Origin of the sequence: Achromobacter denitrificans NBRC 15125 (assembly GCF_001571365.1) — a bacterium.
In the GTDB taxonomy this organism is placed as follows: Bacteria; Pseudomonadota; Gammaproteobacteria; order Burkholderiales; family Burkholderiaceae_B; genus Achromobacter; species Achromobacter denitrificans.
Map to the genome: position 1 here is coordinate 63676 of NZ_BCTQ01000014.1, position 22139 is coordinate 85814.

The 22139-nt window shown below is 71.1% G+C and carries 12 protein-coding genes; 2 read left to right on the forward strand and 10 right to left on the reverse strand.

Going from position 1 to position 22139, the window contains the following annotated elements; all coding sequences use genetic code 11:
• Window positions 1-296: 296 nt before the first annotated feature.
• Both ADE01S_RS13725 and ADE01S_RS13730 read left to right on the forward strand, forming a co-directional pair.
• A complete protein-coding gene (locus ADE01S_RS13725; RefSeq protein WP_062682250.1) occupies window positions 297-7871 on the forward strand; it encodes a type I polyketide synthase in 7575 nt (2524 codons plus the stop codon).
• Window positions 7868-9214: an aminotransferase class I/II-fold pyridoxal phosphate-dependent enzyme gene (locus ADE01S_RS13730; RefSeq protein WP_062682251.1), complete on the forward strand. Its 1347-nt coding sequence runs from the start codon at window positions 7868-7870 to the stop codon at window positions 9212-9214. The genes ADE01S_RS13725 and ADE01S_RS13730 overlap by 4 nt, the downstream gene beginning before the upstream one ends.
• A 14-nt stretch (window positions 9215-9228) precedes the next feature.
• On the opposite strand, the gene ADE01S_RS32250 is transcribed toward ADE01S_RS13730, so the two are convergent.
• The 10 genes from ADE01S_RS32250 to ADE01S_RS13780 are packed head-to-tail and all read right to left on the reverse strand — an operon-like array spanning window position 9229 to window position 22062.
• Window positions 9229-10737 carry an LTA synthase family protein gene (locus ADE01S_RS32250; RefSeq protein ID WP_062682252.1) on the reverse strand — a complete coding sequence of 503 codons (1509 nt, stop codon included), beginning with the start codon at window positions 10735-10737 and terminating at the stop codon, window positions 9229-9231.
• Window positions 10727-11497, reverse strand: coding sequence for an SDR family NAD(P)-dependent oxidoreductase (locus ADE01S_RS13740; protein WP_062682253.1), 771 nt, complete (start codon window positions 11495-11497; stop codon window positions 10727-10729). The genes ADE01S_RS32250 and ADE01S_RS13740 overlap by 11 nt, the downstream gene beginning before the upstream one ends.
• Window positions 11494-12717, reverse strand: coding sequence for a capsule polysaccharide biogenesis protein (locus tag ADE01S_RS13745; protein ID WP_062682254.1), 1224 nt, complete (start codon window positions 12715-12717; stop codon window positions 11494-11496). The genes ADE01S_RS13740 and ADE01S_RS13745 overlap by 4 nt, the downstream gene beginning before the upstream one ends.
• Entirely contained in the window at window positions 12714-14771 is a 2058-nt protein-coding gene (locus tag ADE01S_RS13750) for a capsule polysaccharide biogenesis protein (protein WP_062682318.1), read from the reverse strand. Before ADE01S_RS13750 ends, ADE01S_RS13745 begins: the two co-directional genes overlap by 4 nt.
• Window positions 14772-14809: 38 nt before the next feature.
• On the reverse strand, window positions 14810-16099 hold the full coding sequence (gene tviB / locus ADE01S_RS13755) for a Vi polysaccharide biosynthesis UDP-N-acetylglucosamine C-6 dehydrogenase TviB (protein ID WP_062682255.1): 1290 nt from the start codon (window positions 16097-16099) through the stop codon (window positions 14810-14812).
• 21 nt (window positions 16100-16120) lie between these two features.
• Complete coding sequence (locus ADE01S_RS13760) at window positions 16121-17206, reverse strand: polysaccharide biosynthesis/export family protein (RefSeq protein WP_062682256.1); 1086 nt, start codon at window positions 17204-17206, stop codon at window positions 16121-16123.
• 37 nt (window positions 17207-17243) lie between these two features.
• Window positions 17244-19334, reverse strand: coding sequence for a glycosyltransferase (locus ADE01S_RS13765; RefSeq protein WP_062682257.1), 2091 nt, complete (start codon window positions 19332-19334; stop codon window positions 17244-17246).
• A 28-nt stretch (window positions 19335-19362) separates the two neighbouring features.
• Window positions 19363-20535, reverse strand: coding sequence for a KpsE/RkpR family capsule polysaccharide export protein (locus ADE01S_RS13770; protein ID WP_062682258.1), 1173 nt, complete (start codon window positions 20533-20535; stop codon window positions 19363-19365).
• 49 nt (window positions 20536-20584) lie between these two features.
• The gene (locus ADE01S_RS13775; protein WP_082775791.1) at window positions 20585-21268 is read right to left on the reverse strand and encodes an ABC transporter ATP-binding protein; all 684 of its coding nucleotides are present in this window, start codon (window positions 21266-21268) and stop codon (window positions 20585-20587) included.
• 20 nt (window positions 21269-21288) lie between these two features.
• Window positions 21289-22062, reverse strand: coding sequence for an ABC transporter permease (locus ADE01S_RS13780; protein ID WP_062682260.1), 774 nt, complete (start codon window positions 22060-22062; stop codon window positions 21289-21291).
• Between the last annotated feature and the right edge of the window lie 77 nt (window positions 22063-22139).

Genomic DNA, 22139 nt, shown 5'->3' on the forward strand with positions numbered 1-22139 from the left:
GCGGGCGAGGCCCCGGGCTCCCTTCGTGCGCGCCGGCGGCCGGTCCCGGCACGCGCAACGTTGGCAATAAGAATGTCGGGACTTGAAATATTTCGGGGTCGTATGGCCCCTAGAATCCCCCCGACTTGAACGCAGCCGGCGGGCGCCGCAGCCTGCCACGAACCGAGCCGCGGCGCGCGCCGCGGCCTGCGCACGCCCCCGCGCGCGCCCGTCCGCGGGCCCGCCCGCCGGCCTTCCCTCTTGCAGCAGAGGCCCCTCATTACGCTGTCAACCAGCTCTTGCTAGAAGGACTCCACATGGCAAAGCGTGTTGCTCTCATTGGACTCTCGTTCCGATTTCCCAGCACCGACACCGCCCGTTACTGGCCCGACCTCCTGGAAGGCCGCGACCTCGTCACCGAGATCGATCCCACTCGCTGGGCCACGGACACCTATCTCCATCCCCTGCGTGAGCACCCCGGCACCGCCTACTCGCGCGCGGCGGGCTCGCTGGGCGACGTCTCCGGTTTCGACGCGGGCTTCTTCGGCATCTCGCCGCGTGAAGCAGGCCTGATGGATCCGCAGCAGCGCGTGCTGCTGGAGCTCGCCTGGGAAGCGTTCGAGGACGCGGGCGTCAAGCCTTCGAGCCTGCGCGGCAGCGATTGCGGCGTCTATGTCGGCATCGCCAGCGCGGATTACTCGCATCGCGTGTCCGAGGACCTGGGCGTGGTCGACGCGTCGTTCGCCACCGGCAACGCCACCAGCATCGCCGCCAATCGCATTTCCTATCTGTTCGACCTGCGCGGCCCGAGCCTGGCCATGGACACCGCCTGCTCGTCTTCCCTGGTGGCCTTCCACCACGCCTGCCGCGCGATCGAAACCGGCGAGATCTCGCAGGCGCTGGCTGGCGGCATCAGCCTGCACCTGCATCCCTACGGCTTCCTGGTGTTCTCCAAGGCCTCGATGCTGTCTCGCCAGGGCCGCTGCAACGTGTTCGACGCGTCGGGCGACGGCTACGTGCGTTCCGAAGGCGGCGGCCTGTTCCTGCTCAAGGACCTGGACCGCGCCCTCGCCGACGGCGACCGGGTCCTGGCCGTCGTGGCCGGCACCGCGATCAATACCGACGGCCGCAAGTCCGGCCTGACCGTGCCCAGCGCCGAGGCGCAGGCCGACCTGCTGCGCGCGGCCTACGCCCGCGCCGGCATCGCGCCCGGCGAGATCGATTACCTGGAGGCCCACGGCACCGGCACGCCGGTGGGCGACCCGATAGAAACGCGCGCGATCGGCGTAGCGCTGGGGCAGTCGCGCCCCGCCGACCGGCCCCTGCCCATCGGCTCGGTGAAGAGCAACATGGGGCACCTGGAAGCGGCGTCCGGCGTGGCCGGCCTGGTCAAGGCCGTCTACAGCCTGAAGCACCGCCTGGTGCCCGCCACCATCGGCATCCGCGAGCTGAATCCGGCGATCCTCGCCGAGGAATGGAATCTCGACATCGTGACCCGGCCGCAGCCGCTGCCGGCCTCCGGACGCCTGGTGATCGGCGTGAACTCGTTCGGCTTCGGCGGCGCCAATGCGCACGTGATCCTGCATAGCCCCGACGCGGACACCGAAGCGGCAGCCGGCGCCAACGCGCCCGGCGCCGAACGCTTCCCGCTCATCGTATCGGGCCGCAGCCCGCAGGCGCTGCGCGCCGCGGCGCGCGACCTGGCCGCGCATCTCGACACGCTGGACCCCGAGGCCCGCTACGATGCCGCCTACCAGGCGGCGCGCCGCCGCGACTGGCACGAGTACCGCGCCCTGGTGAACTGCGACGGGCAGGCCACCGACGCCGCGGCCGCGCTGCGGCGCTACGCCGACGACGAGGCCGGCGCCGCCCTCGATACCGCCGAGCAACTGCCCGACGCCCACGGCCCCGTCTTCGTCTATTCCGGCAACGGCTCGCAATGGGTCGGCATGGGCCGGCGCCTGCTCGACGATGCCGACTTCCGCGCCGCCGTCGACGAGGTCGACGCCCTGTTCCAACCGTTGGCCGGTTACCGCCTGGCCGAGGAACTGGCGGGCGGCCTCGACCCCGCGCGCATTGCCCGCACCGAATTCGCGCAGCCCGCGCTCTTCGCGTTGCAAGTGGGCATCACCCGCATGCTGGCGCGCCAGGGCATCGAACCCGTCGCGGTGATGGGGCACAGCGTCGGCGAGGTCGCCGCGGCCTGGGCCTGCGGCGCGCTGTCCCTGCCCGACGCGGTCCGCGTGATCCACCACCGCAGCCGCCTGCAAGGCCTCACCAAGGGCAGCGGCCAGATGAGCGCCGTGGGGATCGACGGCGCCAGCGCGCAGGCCCTGCTGGCCGAACTCGGACTCGTCTCCGACCTGTTCGTGGCGGGCTACAACAGCTCGCGCGGCGCCACCATCGCCGGCGACAAGGCGGCGTTGTCGCGCCTGGAGGCCGCCCTGCAGGAGCGCGGCGTGGCGAGCAAGCGGCTGGACCTGGACTATGCCTTCCACAGCCCGGCCATGGACGGCCTCCAGGCCGAACTGGCCGAGGCGCTGGACGGGCTGCGGCCCGGCCCCGCCGCCTGCCCGTTCTATTCGGCGGTGAACGGCGCCGAACTGCCCGGCGAGCAGCTCGACGCCGGCTACTGGTGGCGCAACATCCGCCAGCCGGTCCGCTTCGAGCAGGCGGCCGCGCGCGCCGTGCAGGAGGGCTGCAACCTCTACATCGAAGTCGGCCCCCACGCGGTGCTGCGCGGCTATGTCAACGACGCGCTCAAGCGCGCCGAACGCGCCGGGCGGGTGCTGGCCACGGCCGGCCGCGGCGAGGACGATCCGGCCAGGATCCGCGCGGCGGCGGCCCAAGCCCTGCTCGCGGGCGCGGAAGTGCGCTGGGAACGGCTTTTTCCGCGCCCCGGTCGTTTCCATGCCTTGCCGGCCTACCCCTGGCAGCGCGAGCGCCACTGGCATCCGGACTCCCCCGAATCGCTGGGCCTGCTCCAGCGCCACCGGGTGCACTCCTTGCTGGGCTACCGCCTGGCCCAGCACGAAGCGGCCTGGGAAAACCAGCTCGACACGCATGCGCAGCCGGCGTTGGGCGACCACGTCGTGGGCGACGCGGTGGTCTTCCCCGGCGCCGGTTTCGCGGAAGTGGCGCTGGCCGCGGCGCTCCAGCGGCACCCGGCCGAGTACGCCGAACTGGAAAACCTGGAGATCCACGCTCCGCTGCTGCTGGCGGCCTCGCCGTCCAAGCTGGTGCGCACCGCGATCGAAGCCGACGACGGGCGGATCCGCATCCAGGCCCGCGAGCTGGGCGGCGAAGACGGCTGGACCCTGCATGCCAGCGCCCGGCTGCTCTCCGAGCCCGGCGGATCGCGGCTGCGCGCGGCCCTGCTCGCGCCGCCCGATCGCGAGCCCGATTTCCTGGCCGTCGACCACGAGACGCTGACACGCGCCGTCGGCCTGAACTATGGCCCGGCCTACCGGCTGATCGAACGCGGCTGGCGCATCGACGCGGACACCGTGCTCGCCGCGCTGCGGCCCGATGACGGGACGGACGGCGCGCACCTGGCGCCCGCGAGGCTGGACAGCGCGTTCCAGCTGGCCGCCCACCTGCTGAAGGACGAAGCCCTGGCCGGCCTGGGCCTGGCGTTCGTGCCGGTCCGCATCGGCAGGCTGTCGCTGCATGCCCACGCCGCGGCGCCGCGCTACGCGCAACTGCGCCTGCGGCGGCGCTCCGCGCATGCGCTGACGGTCGATATCGCCTTGTACGCCGAAGACGGCGAGCCGGTGGCCGCGCTTGCCGAGGTCAGCCTGCGCAGCGTGCGCCTGCTGAAGGCCGCCGGAGACCGCCTCGGCTTCGTGGAAGAGGCATTGACGCCGCGGCCTCGCGCCGGCGCCGCCTCCGGCGTCGCGCTGCGGGGGCTGGGACAGGCCCTGTCCGATGCGCTGCAACGCGCCGCCGAGGATGACTGCTACGCGCGCTACGCCGAAGAAGCCGAACCCCTATTGGACGCGTTGTGCGAGCGCTACGGCATCGAGGCGCTGCGCGCCCTGGCGGACGGGCAAGACCGGCTGGACGACGACGCGCTGGCGCGGCACCGCGCCCGCGCGCCCGGGCTGGCCGCTTTCCTGGACATGCTGCTTCACCGCGCCGAGGCCTCCGGCCACGCGGCCCGCGCCGAAGCCGGCTGGGCGCTCGTGCCCGAAGAAGCCGGCGAACCCGCCGCCGCCGACATCTGGAACACCCTGGCCCGCGAGTATCCGGAACATTTCGGCCCGGCGCTGGCCGCCGGCCGCATCGGCCTGCACCTGCCCGAAATGCTGCGCGGCCAGCATCCGGCGCAGGCGGTCGCGGCCTCGCAATTCACCCACCGCGACCTGGCCGGCCATCTGCTCGCCGCGCCGGCCCGCCAGCAGCTGGCGCAGGCCCTGGCCGGCACGATCGCGGCCGCCCAGGACGCCCTGCCGCCAGGACGCCGCCTGCGGCTCCTGGAAATCGGCGCGCACGCGCCCTGGTTCGGGCCCGACTGCTGCGCCGCGCTGGACTTCCGGCGCGCCGACTACCGCTATGCGGCCGCGGACGAAGACGGCCGCGAAGCCGCAGTCGCCAGGCTGGCCGAGCATCCCGACGCCTCGGTGCGCCTGATCGGGGATCCGGACGAGGACGACCGCGCGGTGGACTCGGCGGTGGACCTCGCGGTCGTGCAATGCAACTTTTCCAGCCTGGCCGACGCCCGCGCCGCCTTGCACGATGCCCGCGCCCGCCTCGCGCCGGGCGCCGCGCTGGTGCTGGTGGCGCACCACCCCGCGCGCTGGGCCGACTTCGCGTTCGGCACGCTGGCCGCGTGGTGGATCGACGCCGTGGACGGCGGCAAGCTTTCCATGCAGCAGACGCCGGCCTTCTGGCGCCAGGAGCTGCAAGCCCTGGGCTGCGCCTGCGAGGCGCCGCTGGAACTGGCGCCCGGCGCCATGGCGGGCGCCTACGTGCTGCTCGCCCGCGCGGGCGAACTGCCCGAGACCGCGCCCGCCGAACCGCCGCCGTCGCTCTCGGCCGAACGCTGGCTGCTGCTGGCGGACGCGTCCGGCCCCGGCGCCGAACTGGCCTCGTCCTTGACGCAGGCGTTGCGCGCCAGCGGCCGCGACGCCACCCAATTGCCCCTGGACGCGGAGGCCGGCGCCGACACCCTGCCCGCGCTGGCTCTATCCGGCGCCTACGAGCACGTGGTCCATGCCGCCGGCCTGTACTCCGATGAGGACGGCGCGGCCGCGCATCGCTGCGCGCTGGCCGCGTCGGCCCTGCGCGCCTGCGAGCGCCATGGCCGTCCGGCCACGCTGTGGCTGCTCACGGCGGGAGCCCGTGCTCCCGCCGGCACGCCGGAGGGCGGCGCCCGCGGCATCGCCGGCGCGGCCCTGGCCGGCTATGGCCGCAGCCTGATGAATGAATCCTCCGCCGTCACGGTCCGTTTGCTGGACCTGCCCGCGGCGGCCGAGGATGCGCCGCTGGACGCGATCATGAACGAACTGCGCGAGCCCGACGCGGAGCAGGAACTGGTGCTGGCGGCGGCCGGGGCGCGCTATGCGCCGCGCCTGCGCGCCGCCGCCCGGCCCCGCGCCGCGGAGGACGTCGCGCGCGGTCCGCGGGTGCGCAAGCTGGGCTTCGAACTGCCGGGCCAGCTGCGCAACCTGCGCTGGGAATCGCATGAACGGCCGGCGCCCGCCGACGACGAGGTCGAGGTGCGCGTCCACGCCACCGGCCTGAACTTCCGCGACGTGATGTACGCGCTGGGCCTGCTGGCCGACGAAGCGCTGGAAAACGGCTACGCCGGCCCCACCCTGGGCCTGGAATTCGCCGGCACCGTGACGCGCTGCGGCGCCACCGTATCCGGCTACGCGCCGGGCGACGCGGTGATGGGCTTCGGCCCCGCGAGCTTCGGCGACCACGTCACCACCGGCACCACGGCCGTGGCCGCCATCCCCGAAGGCGTCACCTTCGAGGCCGCCGCCACCATACCCAGCACCTTCTTCACGGTCTATTACGCGCTGCACCACCTGGCGCGGCTCGCGCCGGGCGAAAAGGTCCTGATCCACGGCGCCGCCGGCGGCGTGGGCATCGCCGCCATCCAGTACGCCCAGTGGCGCGGCGCCGAGATCCACGCCACCGCCGGCACCGAGGAAAAGCGCGACTTCCTGCGGCTGATGGGCGTGTCCCGCGTCTACGATTCCCGCTCGCTGTCGTACGCCGAGGAGATCCTCGAACAGACCGGCGGACGCGGCGTCGACGTGGTGCTCAACTCGCTCGCGGGCGAGGCCGTGCGCCGCAACCTGGACGTGCTCGCGCCCTTCGGCCGCTTCCTGGAACTGGGCAAGCGCGACTTCTACGAGAACACCCGCATCGGCCTGCGCCCTTTCCGCAACAACATCAGCTACTTCGGCATCGACGCCGACCAGCTGCTCGCCGGCCGCCCCGATCTGGCGCGCACGCTGTACCGCGAAATGATGGCGCTGTTCGGCGAAGGCGCGCTGCGCCCGCTGCCTCAGCGCGTGTTCGAGGCGCGCGACATCGTCGACGCCTTCCGCTACATGCAGCAGTCGCGCCAGATCGGCAAGGTGGTGGTGACCTACCGCCGCGGCCTGCCCGAAGCGGCGCCCGGCCCCCGGCCCGCGCTGGCGCTTCGCGCCGACGGCAGCTACCTCGTCACCGGCGGCCTCTCCGGCTTCGGCCTGCGAGCCGCGCAATGGCTGGCCGACAAGGGCGCCCGCCACCTGGTCCTGGCGGGACGCGCGGGCCCGGCCTCGGAAGAGGCCCGCGAGGCCGTCTCGGCGCTGCGCGAGCGCGGCATATCCGTCATGGCCGAAGCCTGCGACGTGACCGACGCCGCCGCCCTGGACGCCCTGCTGGCGCGGACGCGCGCCGACTTCCCGCCCCTGCGCGGCGTCATCCACGCCGCGGCCGTCATCGAGGACGGCCTCGCCCAGGGCGCGGACGAGGCGCGGATCGCGCGCGTGCTCGCGCCGAAGCTGCGCGGCGCGGTGCTGCTGCACGAACTCACCCGCAACGATCCGCTGGACTGCTTCGTGCTGTTCTCGTCGGCGACCACTCTGTTCGGCAACCCCGGCCAGAGCGCCTACGTGGCCGCGAACGCGGGCCTGGAAGCCCTGGCCCGGCAGCGACGGGCGCAAGGTTTGCCCGCGACCTGCCCGCGCTGGGGCGCCATCGACGACGCCGGCTACCTGGCGCGCAACGAGCAGATCAAACAGGCGCTGCAACACCGCATGGGCGGCTCCGCCCTGCCCGCCGGCGTCGCGCTGGCGGCGCTGGAGGACATGCTGCTGTCCGGCGCGGACGACCTGGGCGTGCTGGAGCTGGACTGGCACGCGCTGGCCCGCCATCTGCCGGCCGCGTCGGCGCCGCGCTACGCCGATCTCGCCCGCCTGGCCGGCGATGCCCGCGACGACGGCAACTCGGCCGATGACCTGCTGGCGCAACTGGCGGAACTGGACGACGCCGAACTGGCGCCGCGCATCATCGAGCTGCTCAAGCTGGAAGTCAGCGAAATCCTGCGCGTGCCCGCCGACAAGATCGACCCCGGGCGCTCGCTGTACGACATCGGACTGGATTCGCTGATGGGCGTCGAGCTGGTGGTGGCCCTCGAAGGCCGCTTCGGCATCCGCCTGCCCGTCATGGCGCTCAGCGAAAGTCCCACGCTGGACAAGCTGGCCGCGCGCCTGATCCAGGCCCTGCGCGGCGACGGCCGCCAGGACGGCGGCGACGCCGACGGCATCGCCACGCATATCGAGCGCCTCGCCTCGCAGCACGCCGAGACGGTGGCGCCGGAGGACGTGGACGCGATCGCCCGCCGGGTCCGCGCGGGCCAGGCGGAAGCCGGACAAGGATTGACGCAATGACGCGGGACGTCACGGACAAACGCCGCCCGGGCCTGGCCGCCGGCATCAAGCAGCGGCTGATCCAGGACGCGCTGCAACGCAAGCTCAAGAGCGCGGGCCGGCAGCCGGCCGCCGCGGCCGCGAGCGGACAGGAGGTGCCCGAGCAGCACTACCGCTTCGCCCTGCATCCCGGCTACCAGCAGTTGCGGATCATCAGCGAGGGCGCGGCCCGGCTCGGCGTGAGCAGCCCGTTCTTCAAGGTGCATGAAGGCAACGCCGCCGCCGCGACCCGCATCGCCGGCGATGCGTATCTCAACTTCGCCAGCTACAACTACCTGGGCCTGTCGGGCGACCTGGCCGTCAGCCACGCCGCCAAGATCGCGATCGACCGCTACGGCACCTCGGTGTCGGCCAGCCGCCTGGTCTCGGGCGAGCGGTCCGTGCACCGGGAACTGGAAGAGGCCCTGGCCGCGCTGTACGGCGTGGACGCGGCGGTCACCTTCGTCAGCGGCCACGCCACCAACGTCTCGACGCTGGGCCTGCTGTTCGGGCCCAACGACCTGATCGTGCACGACGAGCTGATCCACAACAGCGTGCTGCAAGGCATACAGCTCTCCGGCGCCAAGCGTCTGTCCTGCCCTCATAACGATCCCGAGGCCCTCGATGCGCTGCTCAAGGCGCACCGCCGCGATTTCGAGCGCGTGCTGGTCGTGCTGGAAGGCCTCTACAGCATGGACGGCGACTACCCCGACCTGCCCCGCTACGTCGAGATCAAGCGTCGCCACCGGGTCTTCCTGATGGTGGACGAAGCGCACTCGCTGGGGGTGATGGGCGCGCGCGGCCATGGCATACGCGAGCATTTCGGCCTGGACGGCGGCGACGTGGATATCTGGATGGGCACCCTCAGCAAGACGCTGGCGGGCTGCGGCGGCTATATCGCGGGCGAGAGCGCGCTGGTCGAGCACCTGAAATTCCTGGCGCCGGGCTTTCTGTACAGCGTCGGCATGCCTCCGCCCGTGGCCGCCGCCAGCCTCGCGGCGCTGCGCCGCATGCGCGAGCTGCCCGACCGCGTGGCCGCGCTGCAGGCGCGCGGCGCCAGCTTCCTGGCGCGGGCGCGCCGCGCCGGGATCGACACCGGCACCAGCGCCGGCCTGGCCATCGTGCCGGCCATCGTCGGCAATTCGCTGCGGGCCGCCCGCCTGTCGGCCGCGCTGTTCGCGCGCGGCATCAATGCGCAGCCCATCCTGTACCCGGCGGTTCCGGAACAGTCGGCGCGCCTGCGCTTCTTCCTGTGCAGCGAGCACAGCGAGGACGATATCGCCTATACAGTGGACGTGCTGGCCGAAGAGATCGCCAGGCTGTAGGCCCGGCCCGCGGCTCAGGCCGCGGGCATCAGGCCCATGCGCGCGAGAAACGCCTGGCCGAGGTCGCTGGCGGCCAGCGGCGCGGCCGGCGCCCGCGCATCCCCCTCGGTGCGCCAGATCAGATACTCGGTTTCGCCGGAAGGCGCGCCCAGGCGCCGGTAGACGCCGGGCATGATGGGCACGTGGTCCCCATAGATGCAGAGACCGGCCGGCCGCGGCAAGGCGGCCAGCGCGCGCGCCAGCATCCCGAACATGGCGTCCGCGTTGCCCAGGTGCCGGCAGTAGGCGACGAGGTCCCGGCAGTCCGCGGGCAGCGGCTCGCGGCAGACGGCGGCCTCGTCCGCCGCGTCCACCCGCTCCCAATGCAGGGGCCCATGGTTCTCCATGGTGATCACGTGCACGTACAGCGGCCCGGTGCGCGCCTGGCCCAACAGCTCGATCACCCGCGCCGCCACGTTCCGGTCGCCCACGTAGGGCTGTCCGGGCGCGCCGCCCTCGAACGCCGCGATATCGATGAATTCGTCGAAGCCGAGCAGCGGCAACACCCGGTCGCGGCCGTAGAAGCCGCGATGATAGGGATGCACGCACACCGTCCGGTAGCCCAGGCCGCGCAGATAGCCGGCCAAGGAAGCCAGGCCGCTGCGCGCCAGCCGGCGGTACGGCTGGTAGCGGTGCACGCCCTGCCGGCCCGCGTCCAGCCCGGTCAGGAAGGCGAACTCGGTGCGCACGGTATTCGCGCCCCAGGACGCCACCCGCAAGGGCCCGTGCGCGCCGGCCCCGGCGCGCAAGGCGTCGAATTCCGCGAGCAACGCCGGCCGGATCTGCGGGTACAGGCTCCGCGGATCGAAGAAGGACTCGCTCTGTACCGATACCAGGTCGGGCAAGGTCTCGGGCAACGCCGCGGCCGGCGCGGAAAACGGCGTGGCCGGCGGATCTTCCTTGCGCCGTTCGCTCTTCGCATAGCGCCACAGCGCCATGGCCAGGCCGAGCCGCCGCAGATCCTTGCGCGCATCGAAGCTGATGCGCACCGGCCGGCTGCCGGCCGCGCCAGCCAGCGCCGCGCCGCCCAGCCCCAGCGCCATCGCGCCCGCTCCGGCCGGCTCGGGCGATTCCAGCATCAGGCCTGCGGCCAGGGCCGCGCCCATGCCCGCCGCCGCGCCCAGCGCCCGCCACAGGCCCAGGAACGGCAGATACAGCCTGGGATGGCGCAGCGCGTCCGTGAAGTACTCGAAATCGGCCCACACGAAGGGTTCGCGCAACGCCTGGTATTTGGCGTTGTTGACCACGACGATCAGGCCCGCGCCCGCCAGCGCCAGCGCCGCCGCGAAATACGGCCGGCGCACCACGGCCCAGGCCAGGGCGAAGGCCAGCATCCACAGCCCGGCGTGCAGGAACAGCGCGCTGGCCGGGCGCCGCCATGGCGGGCGCGGACGCAGCGACAGGCACGCTTCCAGCGCCCAGGACAAGACCAGCCCGCCCGCCAGCGGAACGCCGGCGGCCAGGACGAATTCCTCAAGCGCCATAGCCCAGCCAGCCCAGTATGCGCCCGGAAAGGCCGGGCGGCAGGCCCGCCAGCAGCCAGCATCCCAGGTTCAGCGGAAACGGAAAGCTGATGCGCGCGCGGTTGGCCTCCAGCCCCCGGCGCACGCGGCGGGCGGCCCGGGCGGGATCCCACTCGAAAGGCTTGGGGCCGGGCATGGCCGCGCACATGGGCGAAGTCACGTATCCAGGCATCACCACGTTGATCCGCACCCCTTGCGGCGCCATGGCGTCGCGCAGCGCCTCGCCGTAGGCCTTCAGGGCGGCCTTGCTGGCGCTGTAGCTGGGCGTGGCGGGCAGCCCGCGCCAGGCGGCCTGGGAGCTGATGAGCGCGATCTGGCCCGCGCCCCGGCGCCGCATGCGCTCGCCCAGGGCATGCGCCAGCGCCAGGGACGCCCGCACATTGACTTCCAGCAGCCCTTCGATCTCGTCCCAGTCCTCTCCCCGCCCCGGCCCGGCTGCCGAAATATTCACGCCGGCGTTGACGATGGCCAGATCGGGCGGCACGTCCGCGGCCTGCGCGTCCAGCCACGCCCGCAGCGCCTCGCGGTCGCGCAGGTCCAGCACGGCTTCTCGCACCGAGGCGCCGCGCGCCTCGCAGCGGGCCGCGATATCGCGCAGCGCGTCCACGCGCCTGCCCAGCAGCGTCAGCGTCACGCCCGGCGCCGCGTATTCCTCGGCCAGCGCCTGGCCGATGGCGCCCGTGGCGCCGGTGATCAGCACATTGCGTGCGCATTGCGTCATAGCATCTCCTCCAGCGGGGAACGCGGCCGGGCGATCCGCTCGGCCGCGCTGTCCACGGCCAGCGAGATCCCCGGCTCGCTGTAGAAGCCGCCGTTGACCTGAGTGGCATGGACCACCGCCGCCTTGAAGTCCCGGAAGAGCGAACCGTCCGGCGGCTCGGCCGCGCGCCAGAACTCGTCGAGCGTGCCCTGGAACGTCAGCCCCTCCAGATGATAGATGGCGCTGCTCAATGCCATGGTCGGGCAGCCGTGCTCCAGCGCCGCCGCGCCCACCGTGCTGTTCACCGTCACCACCCCCGCCGCCCGCGCCAGCAGGCTGGGCAGGTGGCCGCGCTCCAGGTAGACGACGCGGTCGGCCACGCCGTAGGTCCGCGCCAGCTCCCGCACGCCGGTTTCGTGGCGGGCCACGCCCGGATCCAGCGGGTGGTTCTTCACCACCAGCAGGCTGCCCTCGGGGGCATGCCGGGCGAACGAGGCGATCGCCAGCGCGGCCACCTGCCGCATGCCGTGGAACGGCGAATGGTCCCGGATCTGCGCATCGCCTTCGAGCTGCAAGGGCAGCAGGTAGTACGGCCGCGACCCGGACGCCACGCGCGCCACCGCCATGGCGTCGGTCTGGCCGCGCCAGCGCAGCGCCGCCGCGCGCCGCACGTAGGCGGCGTACTCGCGCGCCGCGCCGTAAGGCGCATGGCTGCGGTAGCGCGGAAAGCAGACCGCGTTCAGCGCCCCGCAGAGATGATAGGCCACGTCGTGCCCCGCCCGGTTCCAGAAAGGCGCCCGGAACGGCCGCGGTTCGGGCGCCGGCCCGGCGCGGCGCGCCGCCTCCCGGTACCACGCCGGATCGCGCGGCAGGGCCGAATGCGCGTTGACCCCGCCGCGCTCCAGCGTGATCCAGTGCGGCCGGAAATAGCCTTCCTCGAACACGTGGACGCGCAGGCCTTCCCGCCGCGCCAGCTCGATCGCTGGCCGGTGCACGGGCCGGCGGTCGCCGAAGAGCACGATGTCGGTCGCCCCGCGCTCGGCGAAGGCGGCCGCGTAGAACGCCGGCAGGGCCTGCGCGCGGCCGCGGAAGGCGCGGGCCTCGCCGTTGCGCCAGTAGGCGGCGTCGCCCGCGGTGAAATTCACCTTGGAGACCGCCGCCCCGCCGGCCCGCAGACGCTCGCCCAGGCGGGAGAAGAACGGCGAACACACGCCCTGCAGGAACAGATACGAGCGCGTCATGGCGCGAACCGCGCGCGCAGCAGCGTGTCCAGCTTGCGCCACTGGCGCCGCGCATAGCCGACCCGCAGGCTGCGCAGCCTGCCTTCGCGCTCCAGCGCGTCGCGCGTCTCCACGATGCGGGTCAGGACCGCCTCGCAGGTCGTATAGCCCTTGAGTTCCCAGTCCCAGTAGATCGGGTAGCGCAGCAAGGCGCCCGCCACCAGTTCGTCCAGCGTCAGGGCGCGCTCGCGGCGCGGCATGGCCATGCGGTCCTCGGTCAGGCCCCAGCCCGCGTAGAACGGCCGGCCGTGCGCAACCACGCGCTTGCCCCGCAACAGGGCATCGAAGCCCGAGAGCGAGGTCATGGTGTGCATCACGTCGCAGGCCTCGATGCAGGAAACCACCGACGCTTCGGTTTCGACGTGGTCGGCCAGGCCCCGCAGTTCGTCGCGCGCCACCGCGCCGCGCCGGTTGCCCGAGGCCACGTCCGGATGCGGCTTGTAGACGATGTAGGCGCGGGGATGCGCCTCGCGGGCCTGGCGCAGCAAGGCCAGGTTGCCCGCCACCGGGCCGCAGCCCAGCCGCACGGACACGTCGTCCTCGACCTGCCCGGGCACCAGCACCACCTCCCTGCCCTGCGACGGCCAGGCCACCGGCCGCGCCGGCTCCAGGTTGTACTTGGTGATGCCGTGCGCGACCATGAAGGCGCGCACCCGCCGGGCCGAAGCCAGTTCGCCGGCGGTGAAGCGCGCGTGGTTCAGCGTGTGTTCCAGGTCGCTCGGGCGGCCCGGATCGAAATACATGCCCTGCGCGTCCAGCGCCAGGCTCAGCGGCCGGATCAGGTCCGACCCGAGCCCGACCGAACGCACGAAGCCGTCTTCCATGCGCAGCAGGGCGCAGCCGGCGTCGGCGGCCAGCTGCGCCACGCCGTCCGGCGCCTTCGCGCTCCAGTGCACCAGGGCGTCGCCCGGGCCCGGCGCCAAGGCGCGCGCCCTCGCGGCGTCGGGCACGAACATCACGCGTCCGGCCCGCGGCGACAGCATCGGCCTCACGTTGGCCGCTTTCCAGCGGCGAAAGCCCACGCAAATCATCCGGCGCGGCAGCCGTTGGGCCATGGTGCGCTGGCGCAGCAGCCAGGAAATCGCATCGAAGATGCTGCCCTGGCGGTGGCTGACGGGGTCCAGATAGCGGGTGTAATGAAAATAGGCGGCGGCGAACAGCTCCCGCACGCTGCGCCGGCGCTGGCGCCGCTCGCATTGCCGGCGGTCGCGCGTCAGCCCCCAGCCCGCGTACCAGGGCAGGCCCAGGCAGGTGACCGGTTTGTCCAGCAGCAGCCCCTCGAAGCCCATCTGCGAGCTCACCACGTACAGGTGATCCACCTGCTCCAGCAGCGCCAGCGGATTGACGTCCTCGCGCAGCACCCGCGTGCGCGCGTCGTCGGCGATATGCGTGAGGTAGCCGGCCTTCTGGCCCGCGCTGACCTCGGGGTGCGTTTTCACGATGCACAGCGCGTCGGGGTGTTCCCGCCGCGCCAGTTCCAGCATTTCCTCGAAGGTGGCGGCGCTGGCGCCGGCCAGCGTGACGCTCATGTCGCCCACCGTCTGGTCCACCACCAGCACCCGCTTTCTGCCGCCGGCCGACAGCGGCGGGCAATCGACGCCGGCATGGTTGTACTTGCTGAGGCGATGGCGCTTCACCAGCGCCATCGCCTCGTCCACGTCCTCCTCGATCCCGTCGAGCAGGTCGCGGTCCGAGGCCAGCAGGCCTTCGAGCGCCGACGGCCGGGTGCCGTCGTAGTAGATGCCTTCCGGATCCACCACCATGGACACCGCGGGATACTCGGCGCCCGCCCCGAACGAGCGCAGGAAACCGTCCTCCAGCGCCAGATAGGGCACGCCCAACTGGCCGGCCCGCTTGCGCGCGGCCAGGGCCGAGGGCCGCAGCCCCCAGCCGGCCACGGCGTCGGGCCGCGTGCCGTTCAGGCCCGACAAGGCGTTGCCTCGCCGCACCGGCGCGCCCAGCAAGGCCTCCAGGAAGGGAATGCGGGCGATGCCCGCGGAATGGATTTCTATCATGCGTCCGTCCGGCGCCCGTTCCGCGTCGGCGGCGTGGCTCACAGGCGCAGGTCGGACTGGTCCGCCGGCAGCACGTATTTCAGGTCGTACAGGATGTGGTCCGCCTTGCCCAGCTTGCGGATCCCGTCCGCGCCCAGCTCGATGAACTGGTGATGCGCCACGCCGAGCACCACGGCGTCGTACTTGCCGGCCTCGGGCTGGGCCACCGGCTTGATGCCGTATTCGTGCACGGCCTCCGCGGGGTCGACCCAGGGGTCGTAGACGTCCACGTCCACGTTGTAATCGCCCAGTTCCTTCACGATGTCCACGATGCGCGTGTTGCGCAGGTCGGGGCAGTTTTCCTTGAAGGTCAGGCCCATCACCAGCACGCGCGCGCCCTGCACATGGATGCGGCGCTTGGTCATCGCCTTGACCAGCTGCGACACCACGTAGCCGCCCATCGAGTCGTTCAGGCGACGGCCCGCCAGGATGATCTCGGGGTGGTAGCCGATGGACTGCGCCTTGTGGGTCAGGTAGTACGGATCCACGCCGATGCAGTGGCCGCCCACCAGGCCCGGACGGAACGGCAGGAAGTTCCACTTGGTGCCGGCGGCCTGCAGCACGGCCTCGGTGTCGATGCCCATCTTGTTGAAGATCAGGGCCAATTCGTTGATCAGCGCGATGTTCACGTCGCGCTGCGTGTTCTCGATCACCTTGGCGGCCTCGGCCACGCGGATGCTGGACGCCATGTGCGTGCCGGCGGTGATGATCTGCTGGTACAGCTGGTCGACCAGCTCGGCGACTTCGGGCGTGGAGCCGGAGGTGACCTTCTTGATCGTGCTGACGCGGTGTTCCTTGTCGCCCGGGTTGATGCGCTCGGGGCTGTAGCCGGCGTAGAAGTCCACGTTGAACTTCAGGCCCGACACGCGCTCCAGCACCGGCACGCAGTCTTCTTCGGTGGCGCCGGGATAGACGGTGGATTCGTAGATGACGATGTCGCCGCGCTTGAGCACCGCGCCGATGGTTTCGCTGGCCTTGACCAGCGGCGTCAGGTCCGGCTGCTTGTACTCGTCGATCGGGGTCGGCACGGTCACGATGAACACGTTGGCCTTGCCCAGCTCGGCGCGGTCGGCGGTGTAGCTCAGCTGCTTGGCCTCGGCCAGCTCGGCGTCGCTGACTTCCAGCGTCTGGTCGAAGCCCGAGATCAGGCCGTCGATGCGGCGCGTGTTGATGTCGAAGCCGATCACGGGCAGGCGCTTGCCGAACTCCACCGCCAGCGGCAGGCCGACATAGCCGAGGCCGACGACGGCGAGTTTCACGTCCTGCAGGGTGCGCAGTTTCTGGTTCATTTCATATCTCCAGCAGAGGATTTAGTACGTGCCGACGCGCTGGCCCACGATGAGGACCTGCACGATAGGCGTAATGATCTTTTCCCACTCGTACATCGGCGCGTTGCTGACGTAGACGACGTCCTCGGGCAGCAGTTCGAACTGCTTGGCCAGGAACATCGATTCGGGATTGCGCATGTTCAGGCGGAACACGATGGGCTTGGGCGAGCCATCCGCCGTCTTGCCTTCCAGGCGGAAGACGAATACGCCGGTGGCGTCGGCGGCGCGGTCGTTCAGCCCCCCGGCCACGCCCAGCGCGTCCAGGAGGTTGGTCTGGTTCGAAGGCAGCTCGTGCAGGCCGGGCTTGCTCAGCGCGCCCATGGCGACGAAGCGCTTCAGGTTCGGCTCCACCACCAGTTCCGAGCGCGGCTCCACGGCCACGTTCCGGCCGTTGAGCAGCTGGTAGTAGGGAATCCGCTTTACCTCTCGGCCGTGGCGGATGACCACGTCGGCCTGGTAGGACGGCAGCGTGGAGCCGCCGGCCAGCGTGATGGCGTCCAGGGCCGTCAGCGGCGCCTTGATGCCGCCGAAGCGGCCGGGGCGCGGCACGGCGCCGGCCACCAGCACGGAGTTGCTGCGGTCGTCGGCCAGGTCCACCATCACCTGCGGCTGCACCGCGGCCGAATGCCGCAGGCTGCCCTTGACCATCTCTTCGATCGCCGGCAGCGACTTGCCCTGCACCTTCAGGCGCCCGGCGTACGGCAGCGAGATCGCGCCGTTGGCGTCCACGCGCACCGCCTCGAACAGGGTGCCGCCCGCCGCCAGCGGCGCGAACAGGCCGCCCTCGACGCTATCGGCTACCAGGATGCGCAACACGTCGCCCGGCATCACCCGGATATTGCCGGCGTAGCCGTCGGAGGTGCCGCCGTCGTCCTTGCGGTTCTTGTCCAGCAGATAGGGCGCGATGGTGCCCGCCTGGAGATCCACCACGTCGTACTGGGCGCCGGCGGGGTCCGTGGACCCGTCGAGAATGGCCGAACGCGTCGGGCCCGATCCGGACAGCAGGCTGCAGCCGGACAGCAGGGCCAGCGCGAAGATCGCGGTAAAGCGTAAAACTCGTGTATTCATAACTCCGTTCCAGAATGCAGGCCGGGGCCCGGCGCCTTCAGGCGTTGACATAGCAATTGACGGTGGATCCGATCATCTGGTCGAGCGAGAAGCGCGCCGTCGCCCAGGTGCGCGCCTTGGCGCCGATGTCGGGGTCGTTGCGGCACATCTCGCGGATCGTCTCCAGCGCCCGCACCACTTCCGGCGCCTCGATCTCGCCCGACGGCAAGGTCACGCCGGTCACGCCTTCCTGCACCGCCTCGCCGGCGCCGCCGGCCAGCGTCGTCACCACGGGCACGCCCGAGAACTGCGCCTCGATCAGCACGTTGGGCAGGCCCTCGAAGCGCGACAGCAGCATGAAGGCGTCGAAATGCGAGAGCCAGAAGCCGACGCGGCGCGAAATGCCCGTGAACAGCATGCGGCCGTCCAGCCCCAGCCGCTGCGCGAATTCCTTGACCGGTTCCAGCAGCGGACCGCCGCCCACCATGACGAAGCGCGCTTCGGGATTGGCCTGGGCATAGCGGTGGGCGGCCTCCACCCAGAGGAACGGCCGCTTGTTGTCGTCCACCCGCATGACCGTGCCGATGGTGTAGGCGCCGGCGGGCGAAGCCGCCGCGAACGCATCCCACATGCGCCGGCAATCGTCGTCCTGCGTGGCGGGCAGCGGCGCCAGCCCGTTGTAGACCACCGGGATGCTGCGTTCGTCCAGCCCCAGCCAATCGGCGTAGCGCCGCGCGGCGAAGCCGGAGTTGGAACTGAGCGCGACGCCGCGCATGCCCAGGAGCGCGCGGTAGATCGTGTCGTACTCGACGCGGTAGCGGTCGGGCCGGTCAACCGGGGGCATGGTGCGCACCGACAGCACGATGCGCGGCACGCCCGCCAGCAGCGCGGCCAGCGCCGTCGCGAAGATCGATCCGTCCTGCCAGATGTGCACCACCGACGGCACCGACACGCGCATCACGTCGGTCAGCTTGGTGGTGCCTTCCACGATCTGCTTGGGCAGGAAGCGGAGGTAGTCGCGGTAGGGGCTGAGCAGCGACGACACCTCGCAGCCGCCCCACTCCGCCATGTCCGAATAGACCGACACGGGAATGCCGGCCTCTTTGAGCGTGGCGGCGAAGAAGTCGGCGCCCTCGCGGCTGCGCAGCGAGCGGCACACCACCTGCACCGGGCCCAGCACCGGATAGCCGGCGATCGAGCGTCCCTGCTGGATCGCGGTCTGCAGGGCGACGGCGGTATTGACGAACTGCCGCTCCGCGCCGCCCGCGCCCAGCGAGCCGTTGATCATCAGCACCGGCCCCACGAAGGATTCGTCGGCCGGCTCGTACTCGGCGTTGCGGCGCCGCCCGATCTCCTCGAACAGCTTTTCCAGCACCAGGATGCTCACCGGCGTGTCGCTGGCCTCGCCTTCCACGCCCAGCCTGCGCAGGGCGATCAGGTCTCCGTTCAGGTCCCCCAGGCGGCGCGACAGCTTGCGCGCGCCCTCGCCGATCACGTCGATGCCCTGTTCCAGCACCTGGCGGGCGCGCCAGGGATAGCCGCGCCGCACCAGCGATTGCGACCAGGAGGCGTAGCCGGTTTCGAACTTGGGATGCGCCTGCGCCAGCCGCTCGAAGCAGGCGGCCGCCTGCTCGGCGTCGCCCAGCTCGTCCCAGCTCTTGGCTTCCAGCAGGATGTCCTTGGCCGCCACGCTGCCGCCGGAGAAGTACAGCTCCATTTCCTTGCGGCCGGCCTCGACGCCCAGCTGGCGCTTGACGCCGCGCAGCATCAGGATGAAAGCGTCCGACGAATCGGGAAAGCGCTGATGGATGCCGCGCCACACGATGAGGCTGTCGTCCGGCCGGTGGGCGGCCTCCAGGCAACGCGCCACCAGAACCTGGAACAGTTCGGTCTGCGGATACTGCTGGACGTAGCCCAGCAGCTCCGGCGCCGCGCCCAGGGGATCGTTGGCCTTGATGCGCGACTCCAGGGCATGGCGGGCCCGCTGCAGCAGATCGCGCTCGGGCTCGGCGCCTTCGACGCCTGCCGCCGCCAGCGCCGCCGCCAGCAGATCCGGCACGGTCGCCCGCTCTCGCGGTGCATCGCCGGCAGCCTTGCCGCCGGCCTCGGCGCGCCGGGGCCGCCGCAGTTTGGATAGCAGGGAGAACATGGCTTGGTTCCTCGTCTTGGCCGCCCGGTCAGGCGTGGTCCTTGATCGCATAGGTCACCAGCACCCCGACGATCCACAGGATGAACAGAGTCAGCACGCCCAGGGCCGTGTCCACGAAACGGCGCGGATAGAGCGATTCGTCGGCCAGTTGCGGCTGGGACGCGACCACCGTGTACAGCACCTGCCGCGAGGCCAGCGCGCGCGCGTCCTCCAGGGCCTTGAGCGCCCCGGTGTAATAGGCTTCGGCGAACTGACGCTGGGTCTCGGCGCCTTCGTACTCGCGCAGCAGGCCGGACAGCGCGCTCTTGCCATCGCGCTCGCGGCCGCCGCTGATCTGGTGGTCGTTCAGGTCGGCCAGCTGGCGCTTGAGCGCCTCGTGGCGCGCCTGCACCCGCTCATAGGCCGGGCCGCTGGACAGGCCGCCGCGGCGCAGGGCTTCCAGTTCCGCCGCCAGCGTGGCGATGTCGCCGCGCACCTTGGCGGCCAGCGCCAGGTTGGCCTCGGCCTCCTTGAACGGATCCTGCACGCCGGTGCGCGCCCGCAGCTCCTGCACCCCGACACGGGCGTCGACCAGGCGCTTCTCGGCCAGCTTCACCTCTTCGGTGGCGAAACGGACGCTATCCTCGCGCGATTTCGACGACATCCGGTTCACCAGCTTTTCGCTGGAGTCCAGGATCGCCTGCGCCAGCGCCAGCGATTCCTCGGCCGAGAAGGCGCGCACCTTCAGGATGATGGCGCCGGTGGAAATGTCGAACTGGATGTCGACCATCCGGTTCCATTGCCGCCACAGGCCTTCCTCGGTGTCGTCCTTGTCCATGCCGTACCAGAAATCCAGCGCCGGTCGCGACCACATCTTGCGCAGGTCCAGCGTCTTGTCCAGTTCCTGCACGATCTGGCGGGACTTCACGTAGTCGACCACCGCGAAGGCGTCGACGAACAGCTCCGTGGTCATGCCGGCCGCGCCGGCCATGGGATGGCTCTGCGAGCCCGCGCCCGCCACCTGCGTCTGCGAGCCGGCCCGCAGGCCGAACCTCGCCTCCGAGACGTACTGCCCCGCCGCGACGAAGAACAGATAGATCGCCAGCAGGACGGCGGGCACGCCGATGACCAGGAACGCCGACCAGCGCAGGCGGCTCATGGTGGGCGGCGTGGTGTTGTCGGGCAGCCGCGGCCCCGTATAGACTTTCTCCGTACTCGTCATTTCTCTACTCTTAGAATTTCAGCTTGCGGCGCCCTCGGGCGGCGTGGAATCAGGCGACCGCGACGGTCTTTTCCGCCGTGCCGCTATAGGCCGCGATGGCGTCGGTCAACGGCATGAGCTCCCCGAGCCTGCCGTCCTTGAGAATCATGCCGGTCGAGCAGAAGCGCGCCGGCGAGGTCGTGACGCTGGACACGATGAGCACCGTGGCGTCCTTGGCGCGCTCGGCGAACACTTCCAGGCATTTGCGCTTGAACGCCGGGTCGCCCACGGCCACCATCTCGTCGACCACGTACATGTCGAACTTCAGCGCCATGGAGATGCCATACGACAGGCGCGCGCGCATGCTGTTGGCGTAGGTCACCACCGGCAGGTCGTAGGCGCGGCCCAGCTCCGAGAATTCGTAGACGAACCGCTCCACCTGCCCGACGTGGGCGCCGTAGATGCGGGCGACGAAGCGCACGTTGTCGCGGCCCGTCATGTTGGGACTGATGGCCCCGGCGAAGCCCAGCGGAAAGGACACCGTGCCCTCGCGCCGGATGCCGCCGGAATCCGGCAGCTCCATGCCGCAGATCATCCGCACCAGGGTGGACTTGCCGGAGCCGTTGCCGCCCAGGATGGCGATGTTCTCGCCCCTGCGGAAAGTGAAGGAAATGTCGTCGAGCACCCGTTTGATGCCCTTCTTGGAACGAAAGCCCTTCGAGATATGCCTGAGTTCGAGCAAATGCCCCTCCATGAACCGCGTCTAGCGTAGGATCAGCGCGAGTGCAGGCGGCGGCGGAACGCGCGCTCCATGCACAGGCCGATCACCACGCTGGCGACCGACCACTTGATGAGATAGGACCTGTCCAGCGTCAGCGAACTGAAGTTGGCGAAATAGCCCTCGCGGAACCACTCGATGGCATGCACCAGGGGGTTCCAGACCAGCACGCGCCGCGCCGGATCCGGCAGCGAGTCGACCAGGTAGAACACGCCGGACAGCAGGTACAGCGGCCGCGTGACCGAGCTGTAGATGCGTTCCCACGACTTGAACATCACGTTCAGCACCGCGTTGTTCAGCCCGAAGCCGAACCCCAGCAGAAAGGTGAAGAACGCCGCGGCGCCGCACTCCTCCACGTGCTCGGGCAGGACCAGCTTGCCGCCGAGCATCACGATGAAGAGCAGCGTGAAGAAAACGATGATCCAGGTCAGCCCCTGCAGCAGCGCCTTGGCGAACACGATGTCCATGTTCGTGATGGGCGGCAGGCGCAGCAGCTGCGCATTCGAGGAAATGGCCCGGGACAGCTGCGACGACGTGTGGCTGAACAGGAAGAACGGCATGATCCCGGTGATGAAGAACATCTGCAGGTTCCCCATCGGCGCGATCCGGCCCCATACGACGTAGATCGCGGACAGCACGGCGACGTGCAGGATCGGCTCGATCAGCGCCCACAGGTAGCCCAGCCGCGTTCCGCCGAAACGCACCCGCGTCTCCCGGAAGATCAGCGACAGGACGACTCTCAGCTGCACTTGCAGCGCCGTCGCGCTCACCCGCCTGCTCCGCCTTGAATCATGCCTTCCTCTCCCGATAATCAACCGTTGCCCGGCCTGCGCCGGATTAATCCTCG